We start from the raw sequence: 23,015 nt of genomic DNA, 5'->3' as shown, positions 1-23,015 counted from the left end.
CCCACGCTGGAGGACCCGCTTCGTGCGCACCACCCCGGAAAACGACGCGCTCGTCGCCGACCCGGCCACGCCCGCTCCGCGCCGCCGCGTGGCGGGCGCCGCCGTACTCGGCAGGCTGGTGATCGTGCTGGCCGTGCTCGCCCTCGCCGCGGGCGGGATCTGGCTGGTGACCAAGGCGTCCGCCCCGGTCGCGAGCCCCACGACGATGGAGATCCCCGCCCTGCAGGTCAAGGCGGCGGACGTCAAACCCGGTTCGGTCGCCCCGGTCAACGCCACCGTCGCCGGCGGCGCGACCCAGCAGACCGCGCCCCAGCAGGCACAGCCGAAACCGGGCAAGGACCCCCTGACCGCCTGGACCGAGCGGGCGGCGCAGGCCACCGGCATCCCGGCCAGGGCGCTGCTCGCCTACGGCAACGCCGAACTGGCGATGCGGCAGATGCAGCCGAACTGCAAGATCTCGTGGGCGACCCTGGCCGGTATCGGCCGGATCGAGTCGAACCACGGCCAGTACGGCGGCGCCGTCCTCGGCCAGGACGGGCGGCCGTCGAAGCCGATCATCGGCGTCCCGCTCGACGGATCGCCCGGTGTCAAGGCGATCGGCGACACCGACGGCGGCCAGTTCGACGGCGACGCGGCCGTCGACCGCGCGGTCGGCCCGATGCAGTTCATCCCCAGCACCTGGCGCCGGTACGCCGCCGACGGCAACCGCGACGGCCTCGGCGACCCGCAGCAGATCGACGACGCGACGCTCGCGGCGGCGCGCTACCTGTGCGTGAACAACCGGGACATGGCGGCCGCGTCGGGGTGGTGGCAGGGAATCCTGTCGTACAACAACTCGACCGAGTACGCGCAGAAGGTCTTCGGGCTGGCGGACGACTACGCGAAGGCCGTCGCCACCCGCTCGTGAGTGGTAAGACGTTCTAACCGAGGTCCAGTCGGTGAAGGCCTGGGCGTGTCGCGAAAGCCACTTTCGCGACATCAGACGTCTCGAAAGTGGCTTTCGCGACATGCTCGCCAACGCGACCCGGCAGGCCCTGACCGTCCTTGCCACTCACGAGGCCGGTGGTAGGACCAAGGTCCCGAGCGTGCAGGTCGGCGAGGATTCGCCGCGCGCCCAGTGCTAGCGTCGATGTGTGTCCGCTTCGCCCGTCATCCTGCGCCGTCTCGGCATCGCCGGCGTCTGCCTGGTGAGCCTGGCGCTGTGCTGCGGGCTCGCGTGGTGGCAGTGGGAGCGGTTCTCCTCGGCCAGCGGGACGTTCCAGAACCTCGGCTACGTCCTGCAGTGGCCGCTGTTCGGGCTGTTCCCCGCGTTCATGTTCTGGCGGATCCGCAAGCTTCGCCGCCAAGCCGCCGAGGCCGACACCCCGGAAACGGTGGCCGAGACCACCGCCCCCGAGGTTCCCGCGCCCCGGCAGCGGCGTGCCCCGGCGCCGCCGCCCCCCGAGGACGACGAGCTCGCCGCGTACAACCAGTACCTTCGCGAACTCAACGCCCGCGACAAGTAGTCCCCAGAGAGGTTCGAGACCCTATGACCACCCGAACTGACGACGCCGCCCCGGCCCGCCCGGTCTCGCTGGGCGGACCGCTGATCCGGTTCCGCGTCGCGGCGTACGCCACCGGTGTGGCCCTGCTCGGGCTGGTCGTCGAAATGCTGCTGCAGTACGTCTTCCGCGTGGAACTTCCCCAGTTCGTGAAGATGATCCCCATGGTCCACGGCGGGCTCTACCTGATCTACCTGCTGCTCGCGGTCGACCTCGCGATCAAGGCCCGCTGGTCGATGAAGGGCACGCTCCTCGTGCTGATCGCCGGCTGCATCCCGTTCTTCTCGTTCGTGATGGAGCGCAAGGTCACGCACAAGGTCCAGGCGGGCGTCAAGCTCTAAGCCCGGCGCCGGAAGGTCAGGGCCACCAGGAACGACACCGCCGTCACGACGGCCGCGGCGGTGAAGGCCGCGGTCATCCCGGCGACCGTGGTCTCCGCCGGGTTTCCGGACGGGGTCCGCGTCGCCGCGCCGAACACGGTGATCAGGATCGCCAGCCCCAGTGTCGCCCCGACCTGCTGCAACGTCTGCAGCGCGCCGCCCGCGGCACCCGCGTCGTCCGTGGGCACCGTCGCCATGATGATCACGCTGAGCGGGGAGAACGCCAGCCCGGCGCCCACGCCCATCAGCAGCATCGGCCCGAGCAGATGCGAAAAGTAGCCGCTGTCCGTGGTCAGGGTGGTCAGCCAGACGACGCCGCCGGTCATCAGCGCGGTCCCGGTCAGCGCGAGCGGTTTCGGCCCGAACCGGGGGAGCAGTTTCGGGATCAGCCTGCTCAGCAGGAACATGCAGACCGCCATCGGCAAGAACGCGAAGCCGGTCTCCAGTGCGGCGAAACCCGCGATGTCCTGCAGGAACTGGGTCAGGAAGAAGAACATCGACATCATCGCCATCGGCCCGAGGAAGAAGTTGACGTAGGCCGCGGCCCGGTCGCGTTCGGCGAACAGGCGCAGGGGGATCAGCGGTTCGCGCACCCTCGTCTCGATGAGGACGAACGCGGTCAGCAACGCCAGCCCGGCGGCGAGGCCGCCGAGGGTGATCGTGTCGCCCCAGCCGTGCGACGCGGCGTGGGTGAAGGCGAACACGAGCGAGCCGACACCGAGGGTGCCGGTGAACGCGCCGGGAAGGTCCAGCCGGGCGCGCCGCCGGGGCGGATCGGCCACGTACCGCGAGGTGAGCAGCACGATCGCGAGCCCGAACGGGACGTTGATGTACAGCGCCGCGCGCCACGAGATCCATTCGGTGAGCAGGCCGCCGAGCAGCAGGCCGATCGCGAAACCGCTGCTGGACATCGCCGAAAACAACGCCAGCGCGCGTACTCGCGCCTTGGCTTCGGTGAACGTGCTGGTGATCAGCGCGAGCGTGCTCGGCCCGGCGAGCGCGGCGCCGACGCCCTGCGCGACCCGGGCCGCGATGAGCAGTTCCGCCGAACCGGCGAGACCGCCGAGCAGGGAGGCGGCGGTGAACACGGCCGTGCCGGCGACGAACGTCCGGCGGCGGCCGAACAGGTCGCCCGCGCGTCCGCCGAGGAGCAGCAAGCCGCCGAAGACCAGGCTGTACGCGGTCATCACCCAGGACAGGCCAGTATCGGTGAAGCCGAGTTCGGACTGGATACGGGGGAGCGCGACGTTCATCACCGTCGCGTCGAGGATGAGCATGAGCTGACAGGTCAGGATGATGGGGAGGACCAGCCGGTGCGGAGGTGACGGGGCCCCGGCCGTTTCCGGCCTCGGCTCGGCACGCAGGGTTCGCTCGGTCAAGGAATACTCCGAAGACGTAACGAGATGAAGCGGAGAGACTCTCCACTTGAGGTCGTGAGCGATGATATGGAGACGGTCTCCGCTTACGCAAGTGAATTCGGAGAAGGTCTCCGTTTTCGTCGCCCGAGGAGGTGCAGATGGTCACGGCCGATCCGGCCCGCCCCATGCGCGCGGACGCGCGGCGCAACTACGAGCGCATCGTGGCCGTGGCGAAGGAGGCGTTCACCGCCGACGGTGTGGACGTGCCCGCCGACGACATCGCCAAACGCGCCGGTGTCGGCGCGGGCACGTTGTACCGGCACTTCCCGACGCGCGACAAGCTGATCGAGGCCGTCTACCGCGACGAGATCGACGGTCTGGCACAGCAGGCGTACGACCTGCTCGACGAATTGCCGCCGGGCGAGGCGCTCGAGACGTGGCTGGCCACGCACGTCATCTACGTGGTCGAGAAGCACGGCCTCGCGATGACGCTGAAGGCGTCCGTCGACGCGGGCTCCGAAGTCTTCGCCTGGTGCCAGGCACGGTTGCGGGCCGCGGCCGACACGATCGTGAAGGCGGCTCAGGACGAGGGCGTGCTCCGGCCCGACGTCGCGGGCGTCGACATCCTGCGGCTCGGGCACGGGCTGGGTTCGGCCGCGAGCAAGGCTTCGGAGGAGGACACGAAGCGGCTTCTCACGATCGTGCTGGACGGTCTCCGAACGCGATGAAGGGTCCTTGCGAATTCTGCAAGGACCCTTCATCGCACGCGTCGGGAGGTGCCGCGCGTTGGCCTGCCGGCTGGATCGCAGCCCACGCGCCGGCGACCAACGTCGGTGTTGCGAAAGCCACTTTCGCAACCTTCAACGTTGCGAAAGTGGCTTTCGCAACGTGTCGCGGGTCGAGGCGCGTCAGGAGCCGATCCCGGTGAGGGACCGCACCTCCATCTCCGCGTGCTTGACCGGATCGGCCTTCGACCGGCCGACGAACGTGCCCACGAACCCGCACAGGAACGAGAACGGGATCGACACCAGGCCCGGATTCTTCAGCGGGAACCAGTGGAAGTCCACGCTCTTGATGATCGAGTCCGCGGCCCCGGACATCACCGGTGAGAAGAACACGAGCACCAGGCTGGCGATCAACCCGCCGTAGATGCCCCACAGGGTGCCGGTGGTGTTGAAGCGTTTCCAGAACAGCGAGTACAGCAGCGTCGAGAGGTTCGCCGACGCCGCGACGGCGAACGCCAGCGCCACCAGGAACGCGATGTTCTGCCCGTTCGCCAGGATGCCGCCCACGATCGCGAGCGCCCCGACGGCGACCGCGGTGAGCCGGGCGACGCGGACCTCCGAGGCCGGTTCCGCCTTGCCGCGTTTGAAGATGTTCGCGTACACGTCGTGCGCGAAGGACGCCGAAGCGGTGATCGTCAGCCCGGCGACGACGGCGAGAATGGTCGCGAACGCCACCGCCGAGACGATGCCGAGCAGGACGGTGCCGCCGATGTTCAGCGCGAGCAGCGGCGCCGCCGAGTTCTCCCCGCCGGGCGCGTTCTTGATCGCCTCGGGGCCGACCAGCGCGGCCGCGCCGAAGCCGATGACCAGCGTGCACAGGTAGAAGATCGTCATGCACGCGGTCGCCCACACGACAGAGCGGCGCGCCTCGCGCGAGTTCGGCACCGTGTAGAAGCGCATCAGCACGTGCGGGAGCGCGGCGGCGCCGAGGACCAGCGCCAGCGCCAGCGAGACGAAGTCGAGCTTCGTGACCTCGCTCTTGCCGTAGGAGCCGCCCGGCTCCAGCAGCTCGTCACCGAGTGGGCTGTTGTCGGCGGCGGCCGCGAGCAGGTTCGAGAAGCTGAAGCCGAACTTGCCGAACAGGAACACCGTGATCAGCGCACCGGTCAGCAGCAGGATCGTCGCCTTGATGATCTGCACCCACGTGGTGCCCTTCATCCCGCCGACCAGCACGTACAGCACCATGACGACACCGACGACGCCGATCACCAGCGCCTGGCCGATACCGCCGTGGATGTCCAGCAGCAGTGCCACCAGGCCGCCGGCGCCCGCCATCTGCGCGAGCATGTAGAAGAAGGAGATCACCAGGGTCGACGTCGCGGCCGCGGCGCGGACCGGGCGCTGCTTCATCCGGAAGCTCAGCACGTCGCCCATGGTGAAGCGGCCGGTGTTGCGCAGCAGCTCCGCGATCAGCAGCAGGTCGACCATCCACGCGACGAGGAACCCGATCGAGTACAGGAAGCCGTCGTAGCCGTGGATCGCGATCGCCCCGGCGATGCCGAGGAACGACGCCGCCGAGAGGAAGTCACCCGAAAGCGCGATGCCGTTCTGCCGCCCGGTGAAGGCGCTGCCCGCGGCGTAGTAGTCCGAAGTGGACGAGTTGCGCGTGCTGACGCGGTACACCACGAACAGGGTGATCGCGACGAAGAGCGCGAAGACCGCGATGTTCAGCACCGGGTCGTTGTCGGGGAGGCTCATCGCTCACCCGCCCCGACGGAGGCCCGCAGGGCTTCGACCTTGGGGTCGAGCCGCTTCTTGGCGAACTTCAGGTAGGCGACCGTGATCAGGATCGTGCTGGCGAACTGGCCGAGCCCGAGCAGCATGCCGACGTTGACCTCGCCCCACACCTTCCGGCTCATGAAGTCGTGCGCGTAGGCGGCCAGCAGCACGAACGTCATGTACCAGGTGAAGAACAGCAGGCTCATCGGGAACACGAACCGGCGGAAGGTCTTGCGCAGCGCGACGAACTCCTTGCCGTGCTGGATCCGGTCGAAGTCCGGGCCGGTGGCGCGCGGCGGCGGGGGAGTGGGCTGGCGCTCGCGGACGAACAGCGCGGGCATCTGCCCGGTGTCCTCCAGGGCGTTGCTCGCCGCGTAAGGACGCGCGACGTCGGGCATGGGTTCCTCCGGGGCTTGCATCCGTGGCGCGGTACGGGGAGCGCACATACTAACTACGGCTTCACCCGCTCTGAATAGGCGACCCCGGTTCCACGAAGGCGTGGGGAGGTATTCGGTTTTACCTTCCATTGGTGTTTCCGGAAATCGTTTCGGCCGGAATGAACCGCCTTTATCACTCGTCGTAGTGAGCAGGATTGTCACGCGCGGTCGTCGCCCGAACGGCCCACTGCGGCAAACGATGGACGACGACCACGCTCTGTCGCCCATTTTGGTGACAGATCGTAGTTTCGCTACCTCGGAGCGACGGGTTCCGATACCGTGCCCGCCATCCCGGTCCGGGGAAGATCCCCCGCTTCACCGGGCGTCTCGAAAGAAATCACCATGTCGGGCGACATCGAACCGGCTTGGGGGTCAAGGCCACAACATCGGGCACATATTTGGGCTTGACCCACCCGTTGGGGGCACGGAAAGTAGTTCGTACGGGCGACGCGGCTACCGTACGTAGGCTGATCGGGTGATTAGGGCACCCTGTGTATCCACGCAACCCGTAACCGGAATTCCCTCGTTTGTGACGCGCGAGCGGTTTTCCTGCCCCGCGGATCGTTCGGGCGCACGCTTTTCGCTGGTCAGCACCCGTGTACTGAACGGAATTGACGGCACCCGGATTGGTGTACGATTCTTTGGCCCGGCTGACCCGCAGTGACCGATTGGCAAAGAAAAGTTGATCTCGACGACCATGCACTTCGCAGGTTGCGACCTGCACGTGCAGGTGCAAGAACTTCCGAAGCGGACCGGTGTGCCCAGTGACACCAGGGACACCAGGATCGCCGGACCGATTTCCCCACGTCGCGATCGGTCACGCGGCCAGACCCGGGCCGAGTTCCCCGCAGGCGGACACCTTGCGGGAACGGACGCCTCAGACCGAGCCAGGACGCCGGACAGGGAGTCACCTACGTGACCGTTGCAGGAGAAGGCCAAGTGCCGGTCGGGGAGCTGCTGGGACGCACTCCCCGGCCATCTCGGTGGGCCACCGGCTGGCGCACGCTCGTGCGCTGGCGGGACTGGAGCCTGCCGGTGAAGCTGTCGGCCGTGACGCTGGTACCGATCCTCATCGCGCTCGCGCTGGGCATCGCCACCATCGCCGGCCAGGTCGGCCGGTCCGACGGCTACCAGCGGCTCGACCGTCTCGTCGCGCTGAGCGGGCACATCCGCACCCTCGCCGACGGCCTCGGCCGCGAACGCACCCAGTCCGCCGCGGGACTGACCGCCGGCACCGTCGGGGGAACCCTGGAGCTCGCTTCGGCACGCGCCGACGTCGACACCGCCATCCCGCTCTACGGCGCCGCGGCGACGCGTGCCGTGGAGAACGAGCCGTCGCTCCGTCAAGCGCGTGAAGCGGCGGCCGCCCAGCTCGACCGGCTGCCCGACATCCGGCAGCGGGCCTCCTCCGGGCAGCTCGATCCCGTCCAGGCGATCGGCGAGTACACCGACGTCACCACCGCGCTGCTCGCCCTCGACACCGCGCTGGCCGCCGGTGCCGGACAGGACGTCCTCGGCGGCACCCCCACGGCGTTGCACGACCTCGCCATGATGAAGGAACAGCTGTCGCTCAGCCAGGCTCTGGTCTCCTTCGGCATCGCCCGGTCGAGCCTCGCGCCGAGCGAGCTCGACCAGGTGCGCACCGCCGAACTCCGGCTGGCCGACCGCCTCACCGACTTCCGTGCCGCCGCTTCGGAACAGCAGCGTCAGGAGTTCAGCGCCGCCGTCACCGACCAGGCGATGGAAAACCGTGACAGGCTCGCGAAAACCGCCCTCGGCGAACAGGGAACCCCGTCCGCGCAGGCGTTCCGCTCGTTGTCCGCGCAGGGCTGGACCGACGCCTCGACCGCGGTGATCGGGAAGGTCGGCGAGGTCGCGAACAAATTCGGCGCCGAGACGAGCGCGGTGTCGGCCGAACTGGTCGACGACGCCAGCAGCGGCGCGGGCCTGCTCGCGGTCCTGCTGTTCGGCGCGATGGTGCTCGCCGTCGCCGTCGTCTTCCTCATCACGCGCCAGCTGCTGCGCTCGCTGAAAGTGTTGCGCGCCAGCGCACTCGACGTCGCCGAGAAGCAATTGCCCGACGCTGTCCGCAACATCCAGGAGGGGCGTTCGCAGGGCACCGACGTGCGGCCGGTCCCGGTCGGTGGCGACGACGAGATCGGCGAGGTCGCCAGGGCCTTCGACAAGGTGCACCACCAGGCGCTGCGGCTGGCCACCGAGCAGGCCTCGATGCGGACCGGCTACAGCAACGTGTTCGTCAACCTCTCCCGCCGCAGCCAGAGCCTCGTGCAGCGGCAGCTTCAGCTGATCGAGCGGCTGGAGCGCGACGAGGAGGACGCCGACCAGCTCGCCACGCTGTTCCAGCTGGACCACCTCGCCACCCGCATGCGCCGCAACAACGAGAACCTGATGGTCCTCTCCGGCGCCGAGCCGGGCAGGCGCTCCGGGCAGCCGGTCTCCGCCACCGACGTGGTGCGCGCGGCGGTGTCCGAGATCGAGCAGTACCAGCGGGTCACCGTGCAGAACCCGCCGCCGGTGCGGCTGGTCGGGTACGCGGCCAACGATCTGATGCGCCTGATCGCCGAACTGCTGGACAACGCCACGGCCTTCTCCGCCCCGGAAACCCAGGTGACGGTCGCGACCAGGCTCGTCGAAGACGGCTCGTTCGGCATCGACATCCTCGACAAGGGCATCGGCATGAACGAGGCCGAGGTCGCCGAGGCCAACGCCCGGCTCACCGAGGCACCCAACGTCGACCTCACCACCTCGCGCCGGATGGGCCTGTTCGTGGTCGGACGGCTGGCCAGCAGGCACCGCATCGGTGTCTCGCTGCACGGCGGCAAGGACATCGTCGGCGTGCGCGCCACCGTCTCGGTCCCGGCGGACCTCGTGATGGCCCCGCCCGGGGGAGACCCCGGCCCCGCCACCGGCCCGATCACCCAGCGCCTCGCGCCGCTGCCGCCACAGCAGCCGGGCGGCCTGCCCCGCCGCCAGCGGCCCGCGAACGGTTCGCGCCCGGCGATGCCGAGCGTGCCCTTGCAGGGAGGGGAGCGGTGGCCGTCGGCGAACGACCTGGCAGGTCACACCAAGCCCGGGGTCAACGGGCACGGCCCCAAGGATTCGCGGCCGCCGTCCGATCTGGAGATCTCCGGAACGGCGCTGTTCAGCCCCATTCCCCAGGACGAGACGACACCGCCGCCCGCGCCGGAACCGCGCCGCCCCGAACCGGAACCCGCCGCAGAGCCCGAGCCGGTCGCCAAGGAAGCGGAGAAACCCGCCCCGGCGGAAGGCGATCTGCCCAGCGGCAAGGAACTGTTCGAGGCCAAGAACACCGGGACCACGCTGAGCGAATGGTGGAGCCAGGCGACCACCCCGCCCGCCCCGGCGGCCCCGCCGCCCACCGCAGCGCCCAAATCGGAGACGACGCCGATCTTCGACGAGATGCTGTCGGCGTGGTTCCGTTCGCCCGCGCCCGCTCCGGAAAAGCCCGCGGAGAAACCCGCGGCCAAGAAGGAGAAGCCGGGGGCGAATGAGCCCGAGGAGAAGACGGCCGAGCCCGCGCCGACCGCCGAGCAGGAGGCCCGCACCTGGGACTTCGCCAGTGACAAGGCCTTCCGCACGGTACAGGAGGTCTCCCAGAACGCCCCGTCGACGTTCACCCAGGCCGGGTTGCCGCGTCGCCGCAAGGGCGAGCAGCTCCTGCCGGGCAGCGCGGCGTCGTCGGTCCCGGCCGCCGAGCCCGCCGCCAAGTCGGAGCTGCCGGTCCGCGACCCGGCGAACGTACGCGGCAGGCTGAGCAGCTTCCAGCAGGGCGTCAAGCGGGGCCGCAAGGAGGCGGCGGACAAGGGCACGCCGGCCGCCGCCACCGCCCAGCCGGACACGAAGCCCGAACAACCGGCGGCCACCGAGCAGGCCGCGGCGCCCGAGCCGTCGAAGGCACCCGAGCCCGCGAAGGCACCGGAGACGGCCGCGCGTCCCGCGGCCCCGCCCGCCGCACTGCCGAGCAGGAAACCGCAGGCAGCGAGCCCGGAACCGGAACCGGTCGCCGCCACCGAGCGGACGGACGCCTGGAACTTCGGCTCCGACGAAGGCTGGAAAGCCGCCCAAGCGGTGTCCCAGTCCGTGCCCTCGCGGATGACTTCGGCAGGATTACCCAGGCGCCGTCGCGGGGAGCAGCTGCTCCCGGGCAGCGCGGGACCGCCCGCCGGGGCGGTCACCCCCCGACCACAGCGAGACGCGCACGACGTGCGCGGTCGCCTGAGCAGTTTCCAGCAGGGCATCCAGCGCGGACGGCACCACACAGCCCAGGCGACCGAAGCCAACCACGAAACCCTGGAGGGTGAATGACCTCGCCGAACCCGGCCCAGCCCCAGCAGAACCAGTTCGGGTGGCTGGTGAACGACTTCGCCGAGCGCGTACCCGGAGTGGCGCACGCCGTGGTGGTGTCGGCGGACGGCCTCCTGCTCACCGCGTCCAGCAGGCTCCCGCTGGACCGCGCCGACCAGCTGGCCGCCGTCGCGTCCGGCCTGGTCAGCCTGACCCAGGGCGCCGCGCGGTGCTTCGAGGCGGGCGCGGTCAACGAGACGGTCGTCGAGATGGAACTCGGCATCATGGTGCTGATGTCCATCAGCGACGGTTCCTGCCTGGCCATCCTCGCCGCCCCGAACTGCGACATCGGGCAGGTCGCCTACGAGATGACGATGCTCGTCGATCGCGTCGGCCAGATCCTCACCCCGGAACTTCGCGCGCAATTGCAGGGCGCCGGTGGGTCGCTGATCGGCGAACCGGTGGGATGATGTCCCGATGAGCACCGGGTCCGGATCCTTCGGCGAACCGCCGGGGACGGGTGAACACCAGCCCCCGCACGCGGGGGCTGCCAATGCCGCCGGTTCACGGGACGACGGTACCTTCGCCGACGTCCTGAACGGCTTCACCCTGGATTCGGGACGTGGTCGTCGGAAGCGCAAGAAGAACAAGCACCCTCAGGATTCCCGGGCGGGCGGAGCACCCGCCGCCGGGGAATCGGCAGTCCCGCAGCCGACCGATCAAGGAGACCGCGTGACCTCACTTGCTTCTCCACCCGACAGCGGCGCAGGCGCCGTCGGGCCGAGACCAGGTGGTCTTTTCGACCCGGGTCCACCCAGTGGCGAGTTCATCATGCCCGCCGTCTTCGAGCAGGCGCCGTCGCCGCTCGAGGAGACGGCGATCGTCCGTCCCTATGCCCTCACCGGGGGCCGGACCAAGGCGAACTACGCTCTCGAGCTGGAGACCCTCATCTCCACCAAGGACCACGTCGACTCGGGTAGCCTCCCCGCGATCGCCGCGGACCAGATCGAGTGCGTTTCGATCATCGAGGAGTGCCGCACCCCGCGTTCGGTCGCCGAGATCGCGGCGACCCTGCGTGTGCCGCTGGGTGTGGCACGCGTGCTGATCAGCGACGCGGCGGACGCGGGGCTGGTCAGCGTGCACAAGACGATTTCGGGCAATGACGGCGCCGAGGCACATCTGGTGTTGATGGAAAGGGTTTTGAGTGGACTCCGTCGGCTTTAAGGCACCGCGGGAAACCGCGCCCCCGACCATGACATCCGCGAAGATCGTCGTGGCGGGTGGCTTCGGTGCGGGTAAGACGACCTTCGTCGGTTCGGTGTCGGAGATCGTCCCGCTCACCACCGAGGCGATGATGACGGACGCCAGTCGGGGGATCGACAACCTCGACCAGACGCCCAACAAATCGACCACCACGGTCGCGATGGACTTCGGCCGGGTCTCCCTGGACGCGGACCTGATCCTCTACCTGTTCGGCACGCCCGGGCAGCAGCGGTTCTGGTTCATGTGGGACGACCTCGTCCGCGGCGCGATCGGCGCCGTGGTGCTGGCCGACACGCGACGGCTGGCCGACTCGTTCGCGCCGATCGACTTCTTCGAGGACCGGGGCCTGCCCTACATCGTCGGGGTGAACACCTTCGACGGCATCCTCGAGCACGACATCAACGACGTGCGTGAAGCGCTGTCGATCGACCCGAACATCCCGATCGTCCGCTGTGACGCCCGGGAACGGGAGTCGACGAAGCAGACACTGATCACGCTGGTCGAGTACGCGATGCGGCAGTGGATCGCCTTGCGCGCGAGCAACGCGAGGTGAACCTGACGGCGGCAGCGTAGGGGCTGCCGCCCGGGTTTCACTTCTTTTCGTAGGTCAGCAGGACCGCGCGCCCGTCCATCGTCCGGGTGCCGGTCAGGCGCAGATCCGTGCGCACTCCGCCCCCGAACACCTGCTTGCCGCCGCCGAGCACCACCGGGTGCACGACGACGTGGAACTCGTCGATCAGGCCGTGGTCAGCGAGCGCGGTGGCCAGTTCGGCCCCGCCCATCAGCAGCAGATCCTTGCCGGGCCTGTCCTTGAGTTCGGCCACGCGTGCGGCGAGGTCGCCGCCGATCACCTCGGTGTTCCAGTCCGCCTCCTCCAGCGTCCGGGAGAAGACGATCTTCGGCGTCTTCCGCCAGATCGGCGCGTACTCGAGATCGTGCGGGTGGTCGGAGATCTCTTCCGCCTGCGGCCAGTAGGAGGACATCATGTCCCAGACCCGCCGTCCGTAGAGGAGAGTGTCGGCGCGGTCGGTGAGCTCCTGCGAGTGGGCGGACAGCTCCGGGCCCATGTCGGCCCAGTCGAACTCGCCGCCCGGGCCCTCGATGCGGCCGTCGAGCGAGGTGTGGACGGCGTAGACGAGCTTGCGCATGGCTTGATCCCTCCGGTGTGGCGCCCGCCTTCCGGGCGCCGGACACCGAGGGGTCGGAACGGCCGCTGGGTTCTCGACATGCTCCGCGAAAAGTTCCGTGAAGGCCTCCTTGCCTACCCTGAAGGTAGGGAAGGAGGCCTTCACGGACTACGCATCGCCACCTCAGCCTCGGCAACACCACCAGGCCCAGCAGTCACAGCGGTCGCGCGTGAAGGACCCCTTCCCTCGGCTCAGCCGAGGAAACTCGACCTTCACACCTTCCCCAGTACATGAAGGGGGCCATTACGTACTACGGGGCGAGCAAACGCGGCGGGTCTGGTGGGTCACGTCTCGTGAGTGGTAAGGGCGATTAGAACCGTCCTTACCACTCACGACCCCTGTCCGAAACCGTAAGGACACCGATCCGTCCTCTGGTGTCCTTTGCGGACATTGCCCGTTCGGACCCGCTGGCAGCTGCCCCGCCGGAGGTCCAGTTCGGATCATCAAGAACGGCACCGCCGGCGTTCATGCGACTTTGCCGGGGCCCTGACCGTCAGGGTAGGCAAGGAGGCCTTCACGGACTTCCGGGCTCAGTACTCGTCGTGGCGCTTCCACCAGTGCCCGGGGCCGTCGGTCCCGCGGCCGGACTCCTCCCAGGCCTCCTGCCGTCCGAGCGGCGTCAGGTCGAGGTAGCGCAGCGTCCCCACCAGCTGGTCCCCGCCGCGGTCGGTGGTGAAGTACGTCCGGAACACGTCGTCACCGTCGCGCAGGAAGACACTGACGCCGAACCCGCCGTCGATGCCGCAGGCGGGGTTGAAGCCGCCGACGGTCGAGACCCACGGGACGGTCCAGCCCATCCGCTCCTTGTACCGCTCGATCTCGGGCAGGGTCGCCGACGCGACCACGTACAGCGTGGTGTCGCGGGCGTGCAGGTGCGCGAGGTGGCCGATGTTGTCCACGAGCATCGAGCAGCCGGGGCAGCCCGCCTTCTGCCCGGGGGCGAGCATGAAGTGGTAGACGATCAGCTGCCGCCGTCCCTCGAACAGGTCGAGGAGGGTGACCCGGCCCTGGGGCCCGTCGAACTCGTAGGTGCTGTCGAAGCGGACCATCGGCAGCCGCCGCCGCTCGGCGGCGATCGCGTCCGCGGCGCGGGTGAGCTCCTTTTCCTTGGCCAGCAACGCGTCTCGGGCGATCTGCCAGTCGGCCGCCGAGACGACCTCCGGCAGGGTGACGGTGTCAGTCATTTCGTTCGCCTTTCCTCAGTTCCGCGAGGTGTTCTTCCATGCGGTCGAAACCGCCTTCCCAGAAGCGCCGGTACCGCTCGACCCACTCGGAGACGTCGCCGAGCGGGGCGGCCTCCAGCCGGCAGGGCCGCCATTGCGCGGTCCGGCCCCGGCTGATCAAGCCTGCGCGCTCGAGGACCTTGAGATGTTTGGAGATGGCCTGGAGGCTGACCGGAAAGGGTTCGGCCAGCTCGTTGACGCTGGCCTCGCCGGTGGCCAGCCGGGCGAGGATCGCCCGCCGGGTGGGGTCCGCCAACGCGGCGAACGTGGCGCTGAGCTGATCAGTGGTCATCGCTGCTCAATCAATCGGTTGTTTAACCCTTGGGTTGAATATACTGGTGCGCGTCGATCTGTCAAGGACGAGTGAGAGCGCCATCACGCGAGTGGATGGGTTTAAAACAGTAGGAAGTCCAAGTATTTTGGAGGGATGAGCAGCGACCTGCACCGCCCGGTGAACCCCGTTCGTTTCGTGACGGCGTCGAGCCTCTTCGACGGGCACGACGCGTCCATCAACATCATGCGGCGGATCCTCCAGTCGCAGGGCGCGGAGGTCGTGCACCTCGGGCACAACCGGTCGGTCGACGAGGTCGCCACCGCGGCCATCGCCGAGGACGTCCAGGGGGTGGCCATCAGCGCGTACCAGGGCGGGCACGTCGAGTACTTCAGCTACCTGGTCGAGCTGCTCAACGAGCGCGGCGCGGGGCATATCAAGGTGTTCGGCGGCGGTGGCGGGGTCATCGTCCGCGAGGAGATCGACCTGCTGCACTCGCGGGGCGTGGCGCGGATCTTCTCGCCGGAGGACGGCTACGAGATGGGCCTCCCCGGCATGATCAACCTGATGATCAAGGCCTGCGACACGGACCTGTCCGCGCAGTCGCCCGGCTCGCTGGACAAACTGCTTTCGGGTGACATCCCGGCGCTCTCACGGGTCATCACACAGCTTCAGCGCGAGGCGCTGCCGCAGGACGCGCTGGCCAAGATCACCGAAGCCGCCAAGGCGCGGACGGTGCCGGTCCTCGGCATCACCGGGACCGGTGGTTCCGGCAAGTCGTCGCTCACCGACGAGCTGATCCGCCGGTTCCGGCTGGACCAGGAGGACAAGCTCCGCATCGCCGTGCTCGCCGTCGACCCGTCGCGCCGCAAGGGCGGGGGAGCGCTGCTCGGCGACCGCATCCGGATGAACTGCCTCGACGGCAGCCCGGTCTACTTCCGTTCGCTCGCCACCCGGACCACCAGCGGCGAGATCCCCACCGGGCTCTCGGAGTCCATCCTCGCGTGCAAGGCCGCCGGGTTCGACCTCGTGATCGTCGAGACGCCCGGTATCGGCCAGGGCGACGCCGGCATCGTCGACTACGTGGACCAGTCGCTGTACGTCATGACGCCGGAGTTCGGCGCGGCGTCGCAGCTGGAGAAGATCGACATGCTCGACTTCGCCGACGCGGTGGCGATCAACAAGTTCGAGCGCCGCGGCGCCGAAGACGCTCGTCGCGACGTCGCGCGCCAGCTCGTGCGCAACCGCGAGGCGTTCAGCTCCTCGCCCGAGGACATGCCGGTCTACGGCACCAGCGCCGCGAAGTTCAACGACGACGGCGTCACCGCGCTCTACCAGCACCTGCGCGACACCCTCGCCGAGCGTGGCCTGACCGTTTCGCCCGGCGTGCTCCCGAAGGTCGAGGGCAAGGTCTCCACCGACGCCAGCACGATCATCCCCGCCAACCGGACGCGCTATCTCGCGGAGATCTCCGAGACCGTCCGCGGCTACCACGCCAAGACCGAGCAGCAGGTCGCCGCGCTGCGCAAACGCGAGCACCTCGCCGCCGCCAAGGAGGCGCTGGCCGCCGTCGACGCGAGCACCGACGCGCTCGACGGCCTGCTCGCCGCCGCCGAGTCCGATGTGGACGGTGAGTCGACGAACCTGCTTGCCCGCTTCCAGGAGCTGGCCGAGTCCTACCGGGCCGACGAGCTGGTCGTGAAGATCCGCGACAAGGAACTGCACACCCAGCTCTGGCGCGACACGCTCTCCGGCAACCGGATCCCGCGGGTGGCGCTGCCGCGCTACACCGAACCCGGCGAGCTGCTGTCGTTCCTGCGCCGCGAGCACCTTCCCGGGTACTTCCCTTACACCGCGGGCGTTTTCCCGTTCAAGCGCGAGGGCGAGGACCCGGCGCGCATGTTCGCCGGCGAGGGCGACCCGTTCCGGACCAACAAGCGGTTCAAGCTGCTGTCGGCCGACTCCGAGGCGAAGCGCCTTTCGACCGCCTTCGACTCGGTGACGTTGTACGGGCACGACCCGCACACCCGCCCCGACATCTACGGCAAGGTCGGCACCTCGGGTGTCTCCATCGCGACGCTCGAAGACATGAAGGTGCTCTACGACGGTTTCGACCTGACCTCGCCGAGCACCTCGGTGTCGATGACGATCAACGGCCCGGCGCCGACGATCCTCGCGTTCTTCCTCAACACCGCGATCGATCAGCGGATGGCGGCGTTCAAGGCCGAGCACGGCCGCGAGCCGTCCGAAACCGAGGCCGCCGAACTGCGTGAATGGGCGCTGCGCAACGTCCGCGGCACCGTGCAGGCGGACATCCTCAAGGAGGACCAGGGGCAGAACACCTGCATCTTCTCCACCGAGTTCAGCCTGCGCATGATGGCCGACATCCAGGAATGGTTCATCGAGCACGGAGTCCGGAACTTCTACTCGGTGTCGATCTCCGGCTATCACATCGCCGAGGCCGGGGCGAACCCGATCTCGCAGCTGGCGTTCACCCTGTCGAACGGTTTCACCTACGTCGAGAGCTACCTCGCGCGCGGGATGGACATCGACGACTTCGCGCCGAACCTGTCGTTCTTCTTCTCCAACGGCATGGATGCCGAGTACTCGGTGCTGGGCCGGGTCGCGCGCCGGATCTGGGCGGTCGCGATGCGGGAGCGCTACGGCGCCAACGAGCGTTCGCAGAAGCTCAAGTACCACGTGCAGACCTCGGGCCGGTCGCTGCACGCGCAGGAGATGAGCTTCAACGACATCCGCACCACGCTGCAGGCGCTGTGCGCGCTGTACGACAACGCGAACTCCTTGCACACCAACGCCTTCGACGAGGCGATCACGACGCCGTCGGAGAGCTCGGTGCGGCGCGCGATGGCCATCCAGATGATCATCAACAAGGAATGGGGCCTGTCGAAGAACGAGAACCCGTTGCAGGGCTCGTTCATCATCGACGAGCTGACCGATCTGGTCGAAGAGGCCGTGCTGCTGGAGTTCGACCGGATCTCCGAGCGCGGCGGTGTGCTGGGCGCGATGGAGACCGGCTACCAGCGCGGCAAGATCCAGGACGAGTCGATCCTCTACGAACGCCAGAAGCACGACGGCACGCTGCCGATCATCGGCGTCAACACCTTCCGCAACCCGAACGGCGGCGAGGACGATGTCGAGGTCGAGCTCGCGCGGGCGACCGAGGACGAGAAGCGCTCGCAGCTGGAGCGGCTCGAGGACTTCCAGCGCAGGCACCAGGCCGAGGCGCAGGTCGCGCTCAAGACGCTGCGCGAGGCCGCGACCCGGGGCGGCAACCTGTTCGGTGTGCTGATGGACGCGGCGCGGGTGTGCTCGCTCGGCCAGATCACCGAGGCGTTCTTCGAGGTGGGCGGGCAGTACCGGCGCAACGTCTAGCGAGGCGGGAATATCGCGGCGCGTGTCCGGGTAGTTGCTGGACATGGAGATCGGAATCGCCACCTTCATCACCGATGAAGGCATCAGGCCGGACGTCCTCGCCGCAGCCGCCGAAGAGCGCGGGTTCAGCTCGCTCCACATCGCCGAGCATTCGCATATCCCGGTCAGCCGGGAAACGCCGTACCCGGGCGGTGGCGAGCTGCCGCGGATCTACTACCGGACCCTGGACCCGTTCGTCGCGCTGACCGCGGCGGCCGGGGCCACGTCGAAGCTGAAGCTGGGGACGGGCGTCGCGTTGCTGCAGCAGCGCGACGTCATCCACACGGCGAAGGAGGTCGCTTCGCTGGACCTGGTCTCGCGGGGCCGGTTCGTCTTCGGTGTCGGCGTCGGGTGGAACCGGGAGGAAATGCGCAATCACGGCACGGATCCGCGCACCCGCGGCGCGCTCGTCGACGAGCAACTCGCCGCCCTGAAGGAGATCTGGACGAAGGACGAGGCCGAATTCCACGGCGAGCACGTCGACTTCGACCCGATCTTCGCGTGGCCGAAGCCGGTGCAGAAGCCGCATCCGCCCATTTACATCGGTGGCGCGGGGCAGAAGGCGATGGAGCGGATCGCCAAGTACGGCGACGGCTGGCTGCCGCACGCGCACACCCCGCCGGAAGAGCTTCGCCGGGCGCGGCAGTGGCTGGCCGACAAGGGCCGTAGCGACATCAGGTTCTCCGCCTTCGGCGCCACTCCCGAAGAGGACGCGCTGGGCAGGCTCGCCGAGGGCGGCGTCGACGAGGCGACGCTCTTCCTGCCGACCGAGCCCGAAGCGGCGACACTGGAACGACTCGACCAGTTCGCGAAGGTCGCCGAGAGCTTTCGAAAGGGGCAGCAGGCGTGACTGAGGTTCAAATCGGCTTGGCGGCGGCACTGGAGCAGTTCTCGCCACGCGAGTCGATCCGGCTGGCGGCGCTGGCCGAACAGCACGGATTCTCCGGCCAGATGGCCGCCGACCACTTCCAGCCGTGGGTCCCTCAACAGGGTGAAGCGTCATTCGTGTGGAGCGTGCTCGCGTCGTTGGCGGAGAACACCACCGGCGATCTCGGGCCGGGCGTGACCTGCCCGTCGTTCCGGCTGCACCCGTCGATGGTCGCGCAGGCCGCGGCCACCCTGGAGGCGACCTACCCGGGCCGGACCTGGCTCGGCATCGGCTCCGGCGAAGCGCTCAACGAGCACATCATCGGCGGCTACTGGCCCGAGGCGCCCGAGCGCGTGCGGCGGATGTTCGAGGCGCTGGAGGTCATCCGGAAGCTGTTCACCGGCAAGGACGTCAAGCACAGCGGCGAGTTCTTCAAACTGCACACCACCAGGCTGTGGACGCTGCCGGACGAGCCGCCGCCGATCTACATCGCGTCGGCGGGCCCGTACACCTCACGCAAGACCGGTGAGCTCGCGGACGGGCTGATCACGCCGGGCGCGTCGATCGAGAAGCTGGCGGGGATCCTCGACAACTTCGGCACCGGCGCGCGGAAGGCCGGCAAGGACCCGGACTCGATGCCGAAGCTGCTGCAGGTGCACCTGTCGTGGGCCGAGGACGACGAGACGGCGTGGGCCAACGCGCTCGACCAGTGGCCCAACGGCGGCATGAAGTTCCCGAAGGCCGACATCCGCTCGCCGTTCGACTTCGCGCAGATGGCGAAACTGGTGCGGCGCGAGGACTTCGAGGGGCGCATGGTCGTCTCGTCCGATCCGGACGTGCACCGCGCGGCGCTGCAGAAGTACGTCGACGCCGGGTTCAACCGGATCTACATCCACAACGTGGGCCGGAACCAGGACCAGTTCATCGAGACGTTCGGGCGGGACGTGCTGCCGAAGCTGACCGCCTGACCCGTCTCGACGGTTCTGGCCTCAGGTACCTACTGGCTTCCGGCCGCTGGCGATCTCCGGGCCTGGTCCGTGAAGGCATGAGGGTCTGGAGCCGGGCGTCGCGAAAGCCACTTTCGGGACATCAGACGTCTCGAAAGTGGCTTTCGCGACATGATCACCAATGCGGTGCCGGCCCGGCCACGGCCGACGTTGCGAAAGCCACTTTCACAACGTCGAAGGTTGCGAAAGTGGCTTTCGCAACCGGGCCGAGCCCAGCACCCGGCAGAACCCCGGTACCGAGTGGATCTGGTCTCGTGAGGTTTCAGACGTTCTTGTCCAGCAGCAGGTGCACCGACAGTTCCAGCCGGTTCGCCACATCGGCCGCCGACGCGCGCCGCGTCACCCAGGCGACCAGGTTCGCCATCCAGACGTCGGCGATGACGTGGAAGATGTCGCGATCGGCCTCGGTCGGGTCCTCGATGCCCATGGCCTTGGCGAACATGTTCTCCATCAGCCGCCCGACCTGTTCGACCTCGGCGGCGGCGGTCGTGTCGGCGAACATGAACGCGCGGACCATCGCCTCGGTGAGGTGCGGATCCCGCTGCATCAGCCGGGTGTTGCGGCCGAGGACGAACATCAGCCGTTCGCTCGGGGTGTCGCCGGGGATGGCCGCGCGGTCGAGTTTCTCCTGCGCGCGCTCGAACTCCCTGGCCAGCCCGGAAACCAGCAGGTGGATCTTCGAGGGGAAATAGCGGTACAGCGTGCCGAGCGCGACGTCCGCCTTCTCGGCGACCGCCCGCATCTGGACCGCGTCGTAGCCGCCCTTCGCGGCGAGGGTGAGGGTCGCGTCGATGATGCGGCGCCGCCGGTCGCGTTGTGCCGCGGAGCCGAGTTCCTCGCCGCCCAGCGCGGAGAGACCATTGCCGCTGCGCGCTTTCGCGCTCGTGGGTGCCTTGGCCTTCCCTGGCATCGCCACGTCCCCCTTCGTCGGAACTTGTTCCACTTTCCTCACGTAGCGTACCTAAGCGGACGAACTGTTCAAGACGTGACCCACTGGGCAAGAAACTGCAACACGTTCTACACTCGCGGGTAGGTCCGGCGAGGAGGTCTCACCCGTGTCGATCGCGCTCACCGAAGAACAGGCGGCCCTGGCCGCGTCGATCCGGGCTTGGGCGGCTTCCGCCCGTCCCGTCGACGCCGTCCGAAGTGGCCGGATCGCCGAGCCACCATCGGGGCTGGCGGAACTCGGCTTGTTCGGCGTGGCGATTCCCGAAGACGTCGGCGGGGCGGGCGGCACGCTGGCCGATCTGGCCGCCGGGCTCGCCGAAGCGGCCGAAGCGCTCGTACCCGGTCCGATCCTCGGGACCGCGTTGGGTGGCGCGTTGCTCGCGACGGTTCCCCAGGCCGCCAAGGGGATCCTGCCCGACATCGCGGACGGGACGGAACGGCTGGCGGTGGTGCTCGGCGGCGGCTTCCGTATCGCGGATTCGGTGGTCGACGGCGAATCGGGCCCGGCTCTGGACGTCCACTCGTCGGCGTGGACGCTGGTCTCGGACGGCCCCGTCTCCGCGCTCGTCCCACCCGGAGCGTCCGGAGTGGACATCGAGCCGGGCGAGCCGTTCGACGTCTCCCGGCCGGTCGGCCGGATCCGGTGCGCGAAGGTGCGGGCCGAAGCGGTTTTCGAGGCGCTGCCGGTGGATTCCTACGCCGCCACACTCGGCGCCGCGGAGGCCGCGGGAATCGCTCGATGGTGTCTTCGGACCGCCGTCGAGTACGCGAAAGTGCGGGAACAGTTCGGCCGTCCGATCGGGTCGTTCCAGGCGATCAAGCATCTGTGCGCGGAAATGCTGTGCCGGGCCGAAGCCACCGACGCGCTCGCATGGGACGCGGCGAGGGCTGCCGAAGACCCGGAACAGCACGCTTTCGCGGCGGCGACCGCGGCGGCCTACGCGCTCGACGCGGCTGTGGCCAACGCGAAGGACTGCATTCAGATCCTCGGCGGTATCGGCTTCACCTGGGAGCATGACGCGCACTTCTATCTTCGGCGCGCCGTGGCCCTGCGGCAGTGGCTCGGCGGTTCGGCCCGCTGGCGTCGTCGCGCCGCCGAACTCGCCCTGCGCGGCGACCGCCGGACGTTGGGCGTTGACGTCGGTGAGGACGCCGGACTCCGTGACCTGGTAAGCGAAATCGCCGCCCTGGCCGAGCCGGAGCGGCGGGTCGCACTGGCCGATTCGGGACTGCTGGCCCCGCATTGGCCCGCGCCGTACGGCAGGGGCGCCACCGCGGCCGAGCAGCTGCGGATCGATGCCGCGCTCGACGGCGCGGGTGTCCGCCGACCGGATCTGGTCATCGGCGGCTGGGCCGTGCCGACGTTGCTGGAACACGGCTCGGAGGAGCAGCGCGAGCGGTTCGCCGCGCCCACGTTGCGCGGCGAGATCACCTGGTGCCAGCTGTTCAGCGAGCCCGAGGCGGGCTCCGATCTCGCGTCGCTCCGCACGACGGCCCGTCGCGTCGACGGCGGATGGCTGCTGAACGGCCAGAAGGTGTGGACCTCCCTCGCGCGCGAAGCCGATTGGGCGATCTGCCTGGCGCGCACCGACCCGGACGCGCCGAAGCACAAGGGGATCACGTACTTCCTCGTCGACATGACCGCCGGCGGGATCAGCACCCGCCCGCTGCGCGAGATCACCGGAGACGCCGTCTTCAACGAGGTGTTCCTCGACGACGTCTTCGTCCCGGACGAGATGGTGGTCGGGGAGGTCGACGGCGGCTGGCGGCTGGCGCGGACGACGCTGGCGAACGAGCGCGTGGCCCTCGGAAGCGGATCCGCGGTGGGGGAGGGCGTCGAGAATCTGCTCGCCACGCTCGGCGAGGACGCCGACCGGGAGCGGCTCGGCGCGCTGATCGCCGACGGAAGCGCGTGTTCGGTGCTGGACCTGCGGGCGACGCTGCGGCGGCTCGACGGGCAGGACCCCGGCGCCGAGTCGAGTGTGCGCAAGCTGCTGGGAGTGCGGCATCGGCAGGCGGTGGCGGAGTTCGCGCTGGAGTCGCTCGGTGAGCGCGCCCTCGTGGACGGTGACCCGGCGCAGCACGAGTTCCTGCTGACCCGATGCCTCAGTATCGCGGGCGGGACGACGCAGGTGCTGCTGTCGCTGACGGCGGAGCGGTTGCTGGGGCTGCCTCGGTCCTGAAAGTCCCTGTCACGCCCTTCTCACGTGCCATGAAAGGTCCCTTCCTCGCGAAATCTGCCAGGAAAGGACCTTTCACGACACCGGCGA

At 69.0% G+C, this 23,015-nt stretch carries 19 protein-coding genes; 12 read left to right on the top strand and 7 right to left on the bottom strand.

Features of this window, described 5'->3' with window-relative positions:
* Positions 1 to 22 precede the first annotated feature (22 nt).
* The 3 genes from NQK81_RS10115 to NQK81_RS10105 all read left to right on the top strand — a co-directional run bounded on the left by NQK81_RS10115 (position 23) and on the right by NQK81_RS10105 (position 1,882).
* Positions 23 to 907: a lytic transglycosylase domain-containing protein gene (locus tag NQK81_RS10115; protein WP_257487984.1), complete on the top strand. Its 885-nt coding sequence runs from the start codon at positions 23 to 25 to the stop codon at positions 905 to 907.
* 226 nt (positions 908 to 1,133) lie between these two features.
* Positions 1,134 to 1,505 carry a hypothetical protein gene (locus NQK81_RS10110; RefSeq protein ID WP_257487983.1) on the top strand — a complete coding sequence of 124 codons (372 nt, stop codon included), beginning with the start codon at positions 1,134 to 1,136 and terminating at the stop codon, positions 1,503 to 1,505.
* 23 nt (positions 1,506 to 1,528) lie between these two features.
* Positions 1,529 to 1,882, top strand: coding sequence for a DUF3817 domain-containing protein (locus NQK81_RS10105; protein WP_034322453.1), 354 nt, complete (start codon positions 1,529 to 1,531; stop codon positions 1,880 to 1,882).
* Here NQK81_RS10105 and NQK81_RS10100 read toward each other — a convergent pair.
* Entirely contained in the window at positions 1,879 to 3,300 is a 1,422-nt protein-coding gene (locus tag NQK81_RS10100; RefSeq protein WP_257487982.1) for an MFS transporter, read from the bottom strand. The genes NQK81_RS10105 and NQK81_RS10100 overlap by 4 nt on opposite strands.
* Positions 3,301 to 3,437: 137 nt before the next feature.
* Here NQK81_RS10100 and NQK81_RS10095 point away from each other — a divergent pair, with 137 nt between their 5' ends.
* Positions 3,438 to 4,007: a TetR/AcrR family transcriptional regulator gene (locus NQK81_RS10095; RefSeq protein WP_126734840.1), complete on the top strand. Its 570-nt coding sequence runs from the start codon at positions 3,438 to 3,440 to the stop codon at positions 4,005 to 4,007.
* Positions 4,008 to 4,187: 180 nt separating this feature from the next.
* Here NQK81_RS10095 and NQK81_RS10090 read toward each other — a convergent pair whose 3' ends face one another.
* Both NQK81_RS10090 and NQK81_RS10085 read right to left on the bottom strand, forming a co-directional pair.
* Positions 4,188 to 5,762, bottom strand: a complete 1,575-nt coding sequence (locus NQK81_RS10090) for a monocarboxylic acid transporter (protein WP_126734839.1) — start codon at positions 5,760 to 5,762, stop codon at positions 4,188 to 4,190.
* A complete protein-coding gene (locus tag NQK81_RS10085) occupies positions 5,759 to 6,181 on the bottom strand; it encodes a DUF485 domain-containing protein (protein ID WP_126734838.1) in 423 nt (140 codons plus the stop codon). The genes NQK81_RS10090 and NQK81_RS10085 overlap by 4 nt, the downstream gene beginning before the upstream one ends.
* A gap of 978 nt (positions 6,182 to 7,159) precedes the next feature.
* Here NQK81_RS10085 and NQK81_RS10080 point away from each other — a divergent pair.
* Genes NQK81_RS10080 through NQK81_RS10065 form a run of 4 tightly spaced genes read left to right on the top strand, consistent with a single transcriptional unit; the run spans position 7,160 to position 12,362 of the window.
* Positions 7,160 to 10,567: a sensor histidine kinase gene (locus NQK81_RS10080; protein ID WP_257489732.1), complete on the top strand. Its 3,408-nt coding sequence runs from the start codon at positions 7,160 to 7,162 to the stop codon at positions 10,565 to 10,567.
* Entirely contained in the window at positions 10,564 to 11,016 is a 453-nt protein-coding gene (locus tag NQK81_RS10075; RefSeq protein WP_005166055.1) for a roadblock/LC7 domain-containing protein, read from the top strand. Before NQK81_RS10080 ends, NQK81_RS10075 begins: the two co-directional genes overlap by 4 nt.
* 7 nt (positions 11,017 to 11,023) lie before the next feature.
* A complete protein-coding gene (locus NQK81_RS10070) occupies positions 11,024 to 11,770 on the top strand; it encodes a DUF742 domain-containing protein (RefSeq protein ID WP_185927429.1) in 747 nt (248 codons plus the stop codon).
* Between the two features lie 28 nt (positions 11,771 to 11,798).
* On the top strand, positions 11,799 to 12,362 hold the full coding sequence (locus tag NQK81_RS10065) for a GTP-binding protein (protein ID WP_007033694.1): 564 nt from the start codon (positions 11,799 to 11,801) through the stop codon (positions 12,360 to 12,362).
* Between the two features lie 37 nt (positions 12,363 to 12,399).
* Here the strand turns inward: NQK81_RS10065 and NQK81_RS10060 are convergent, their stop codons facing one another.
* The 3 genes from NQK81_RS10060 to NQK81_RS10050 form a co-directional block, all read right to left on the bottom strand.
* Positions 12,400 to 12,957 carry a dihydrofolate reductase family protein gene (locus NQK81_RS10060; protein ID WP_126737626.1) on the bottom strand — a complete coding sequence of 186 codons (558 nt, stop codon included), beginning with the start codon at positions 12,955 to 12,957 and terminating at the stop codon, positions 12,400 to 12,402.
* Positions 12,958 to 13,526: 569 nt separating this feature from the next.
* Positions 13,527 to 14,180: a DUF899 domain-containing protein gene (locus tag NQK81_RS10055; RefSeq protein WP_257487981.1), complete on the bottom strand. Its 654-nt coding sequence runs from the start codon at positions 14,178 to 14,180 to the stop codon at positions 13,527 to 13,529.
* Positions 14,173 to 14,511, bottom strand: coding sequence for an ArsR/SmtB family transcription factor (locus tag NQK81_RS10050; protein ID WP_257487980.1), 339 nt, complete (start codon positions 14,509 to 14,511; stop codon positions 14,173 to 14,175). The genes NQK81_RS10055 and NQK81_RS10050 overlap by 8 nt, the downstream gene beginning before the upstream one ends.
* A gap of 135 nt (positions 14,512 to 14,646) precedes the next feature.
* Between NQK81_RS10050 and icmF the strand changes: the two genes are divergently transcribed.
* The 3 genes from icmF to NQK81_RS10035 are packed head-to-tail and all read left to right on the top strand — an operon-like array spanning position 14,647 to position 19,758.
* Positions 14,647 to 17,883: a fused isobutyryl-CoA mutase/GTPase IcmF gene (gene icmF, locus NQK81_RS10045; protein WP_257487979.1), complete on the top strand. Its 3,237-nt coding sequence runs from the start codon at positions 14,647 to 14,649 to the stop codon at positions 17,881 to 17,883.
* 43 nt (positions 17,884 to 17,926) lie between these two features.
* The gene (locus tag NQK81_RS10040) at positions 17,927 to 18,772 is read left to right on the top strand and encodes an LLM class F420-dependent oxidoreductase (RefSeq protein WP_257487978.1); all 846 of its coding nucleotides are present in this window, start codon (positions 17,927 to 17,929) and stop codon (positions 18,770 to 18,772) included.
* Entirely contained in the window at positions 18,769 to 19,758 is a 990-nt protein-coding gene (locus tag NQK81_RS10035; protein WP_034322416.1) for a TIGR03557 family F420-dependent LLM class oxidoreductase, read from the top strand. Before NQK81_RS10040 ends, NQK81_RS10035 begins: the two co-directional genes overlap by 4 nt.
* A gap of 301 nt (positions 19,759 to 20,059) precedes the next feature.
* Here NQK81_RS10035 and kstR read toward each other — a convergent pair whose 3' ends face one another.
* Positions 20,060 to 20,707, bottom strand: coding sequence for a cholesterol catabolism transcriptional regulator KstR (gene kstR / locus NQK81_RS10030; protein ID WP_038523880.1), 648 nt, complete (start codon positions 20,705 to 20,707; stop codon positions 20,060 to 20,062).
* 145 nt (positions 20,708 to 20,852) lie between these two features.
* Between kstR and NQK81_RS10025 the strand changes: the two genes are divergently transcribed.
* The gene (locus tag NQK81_RS10025) at positions 20,853 to 22,928 is read left to right on the top strand and encodes an acyl-CoA dehydrogenase family protein (RefSeq protein WP_257487977.1); all 2,076 of its coding nucleotides are present in this window, start codon (positions 20,853 to 20,855) and stop codon (positions 22,926 to 22,928) included.
* Positions 22,929 to 23,015 lie beyond the last annotated feature (87 nt).

It is taken from the genome of Amycolatopsis roodepoortensis (genome assembly GCF_024628825.1).
Lineage (GTDB): Bacteria > Actinomycetota > Actinomycetes > Mycobacteriales > Pseudonocardiaceae > Amycolatopsis > Amycolatopsis roodepoortensis.
Note: the sequence above shows the minus strand (reverse complement) of the source record. Positions and strands in the feature narration are given on the sequence as shown.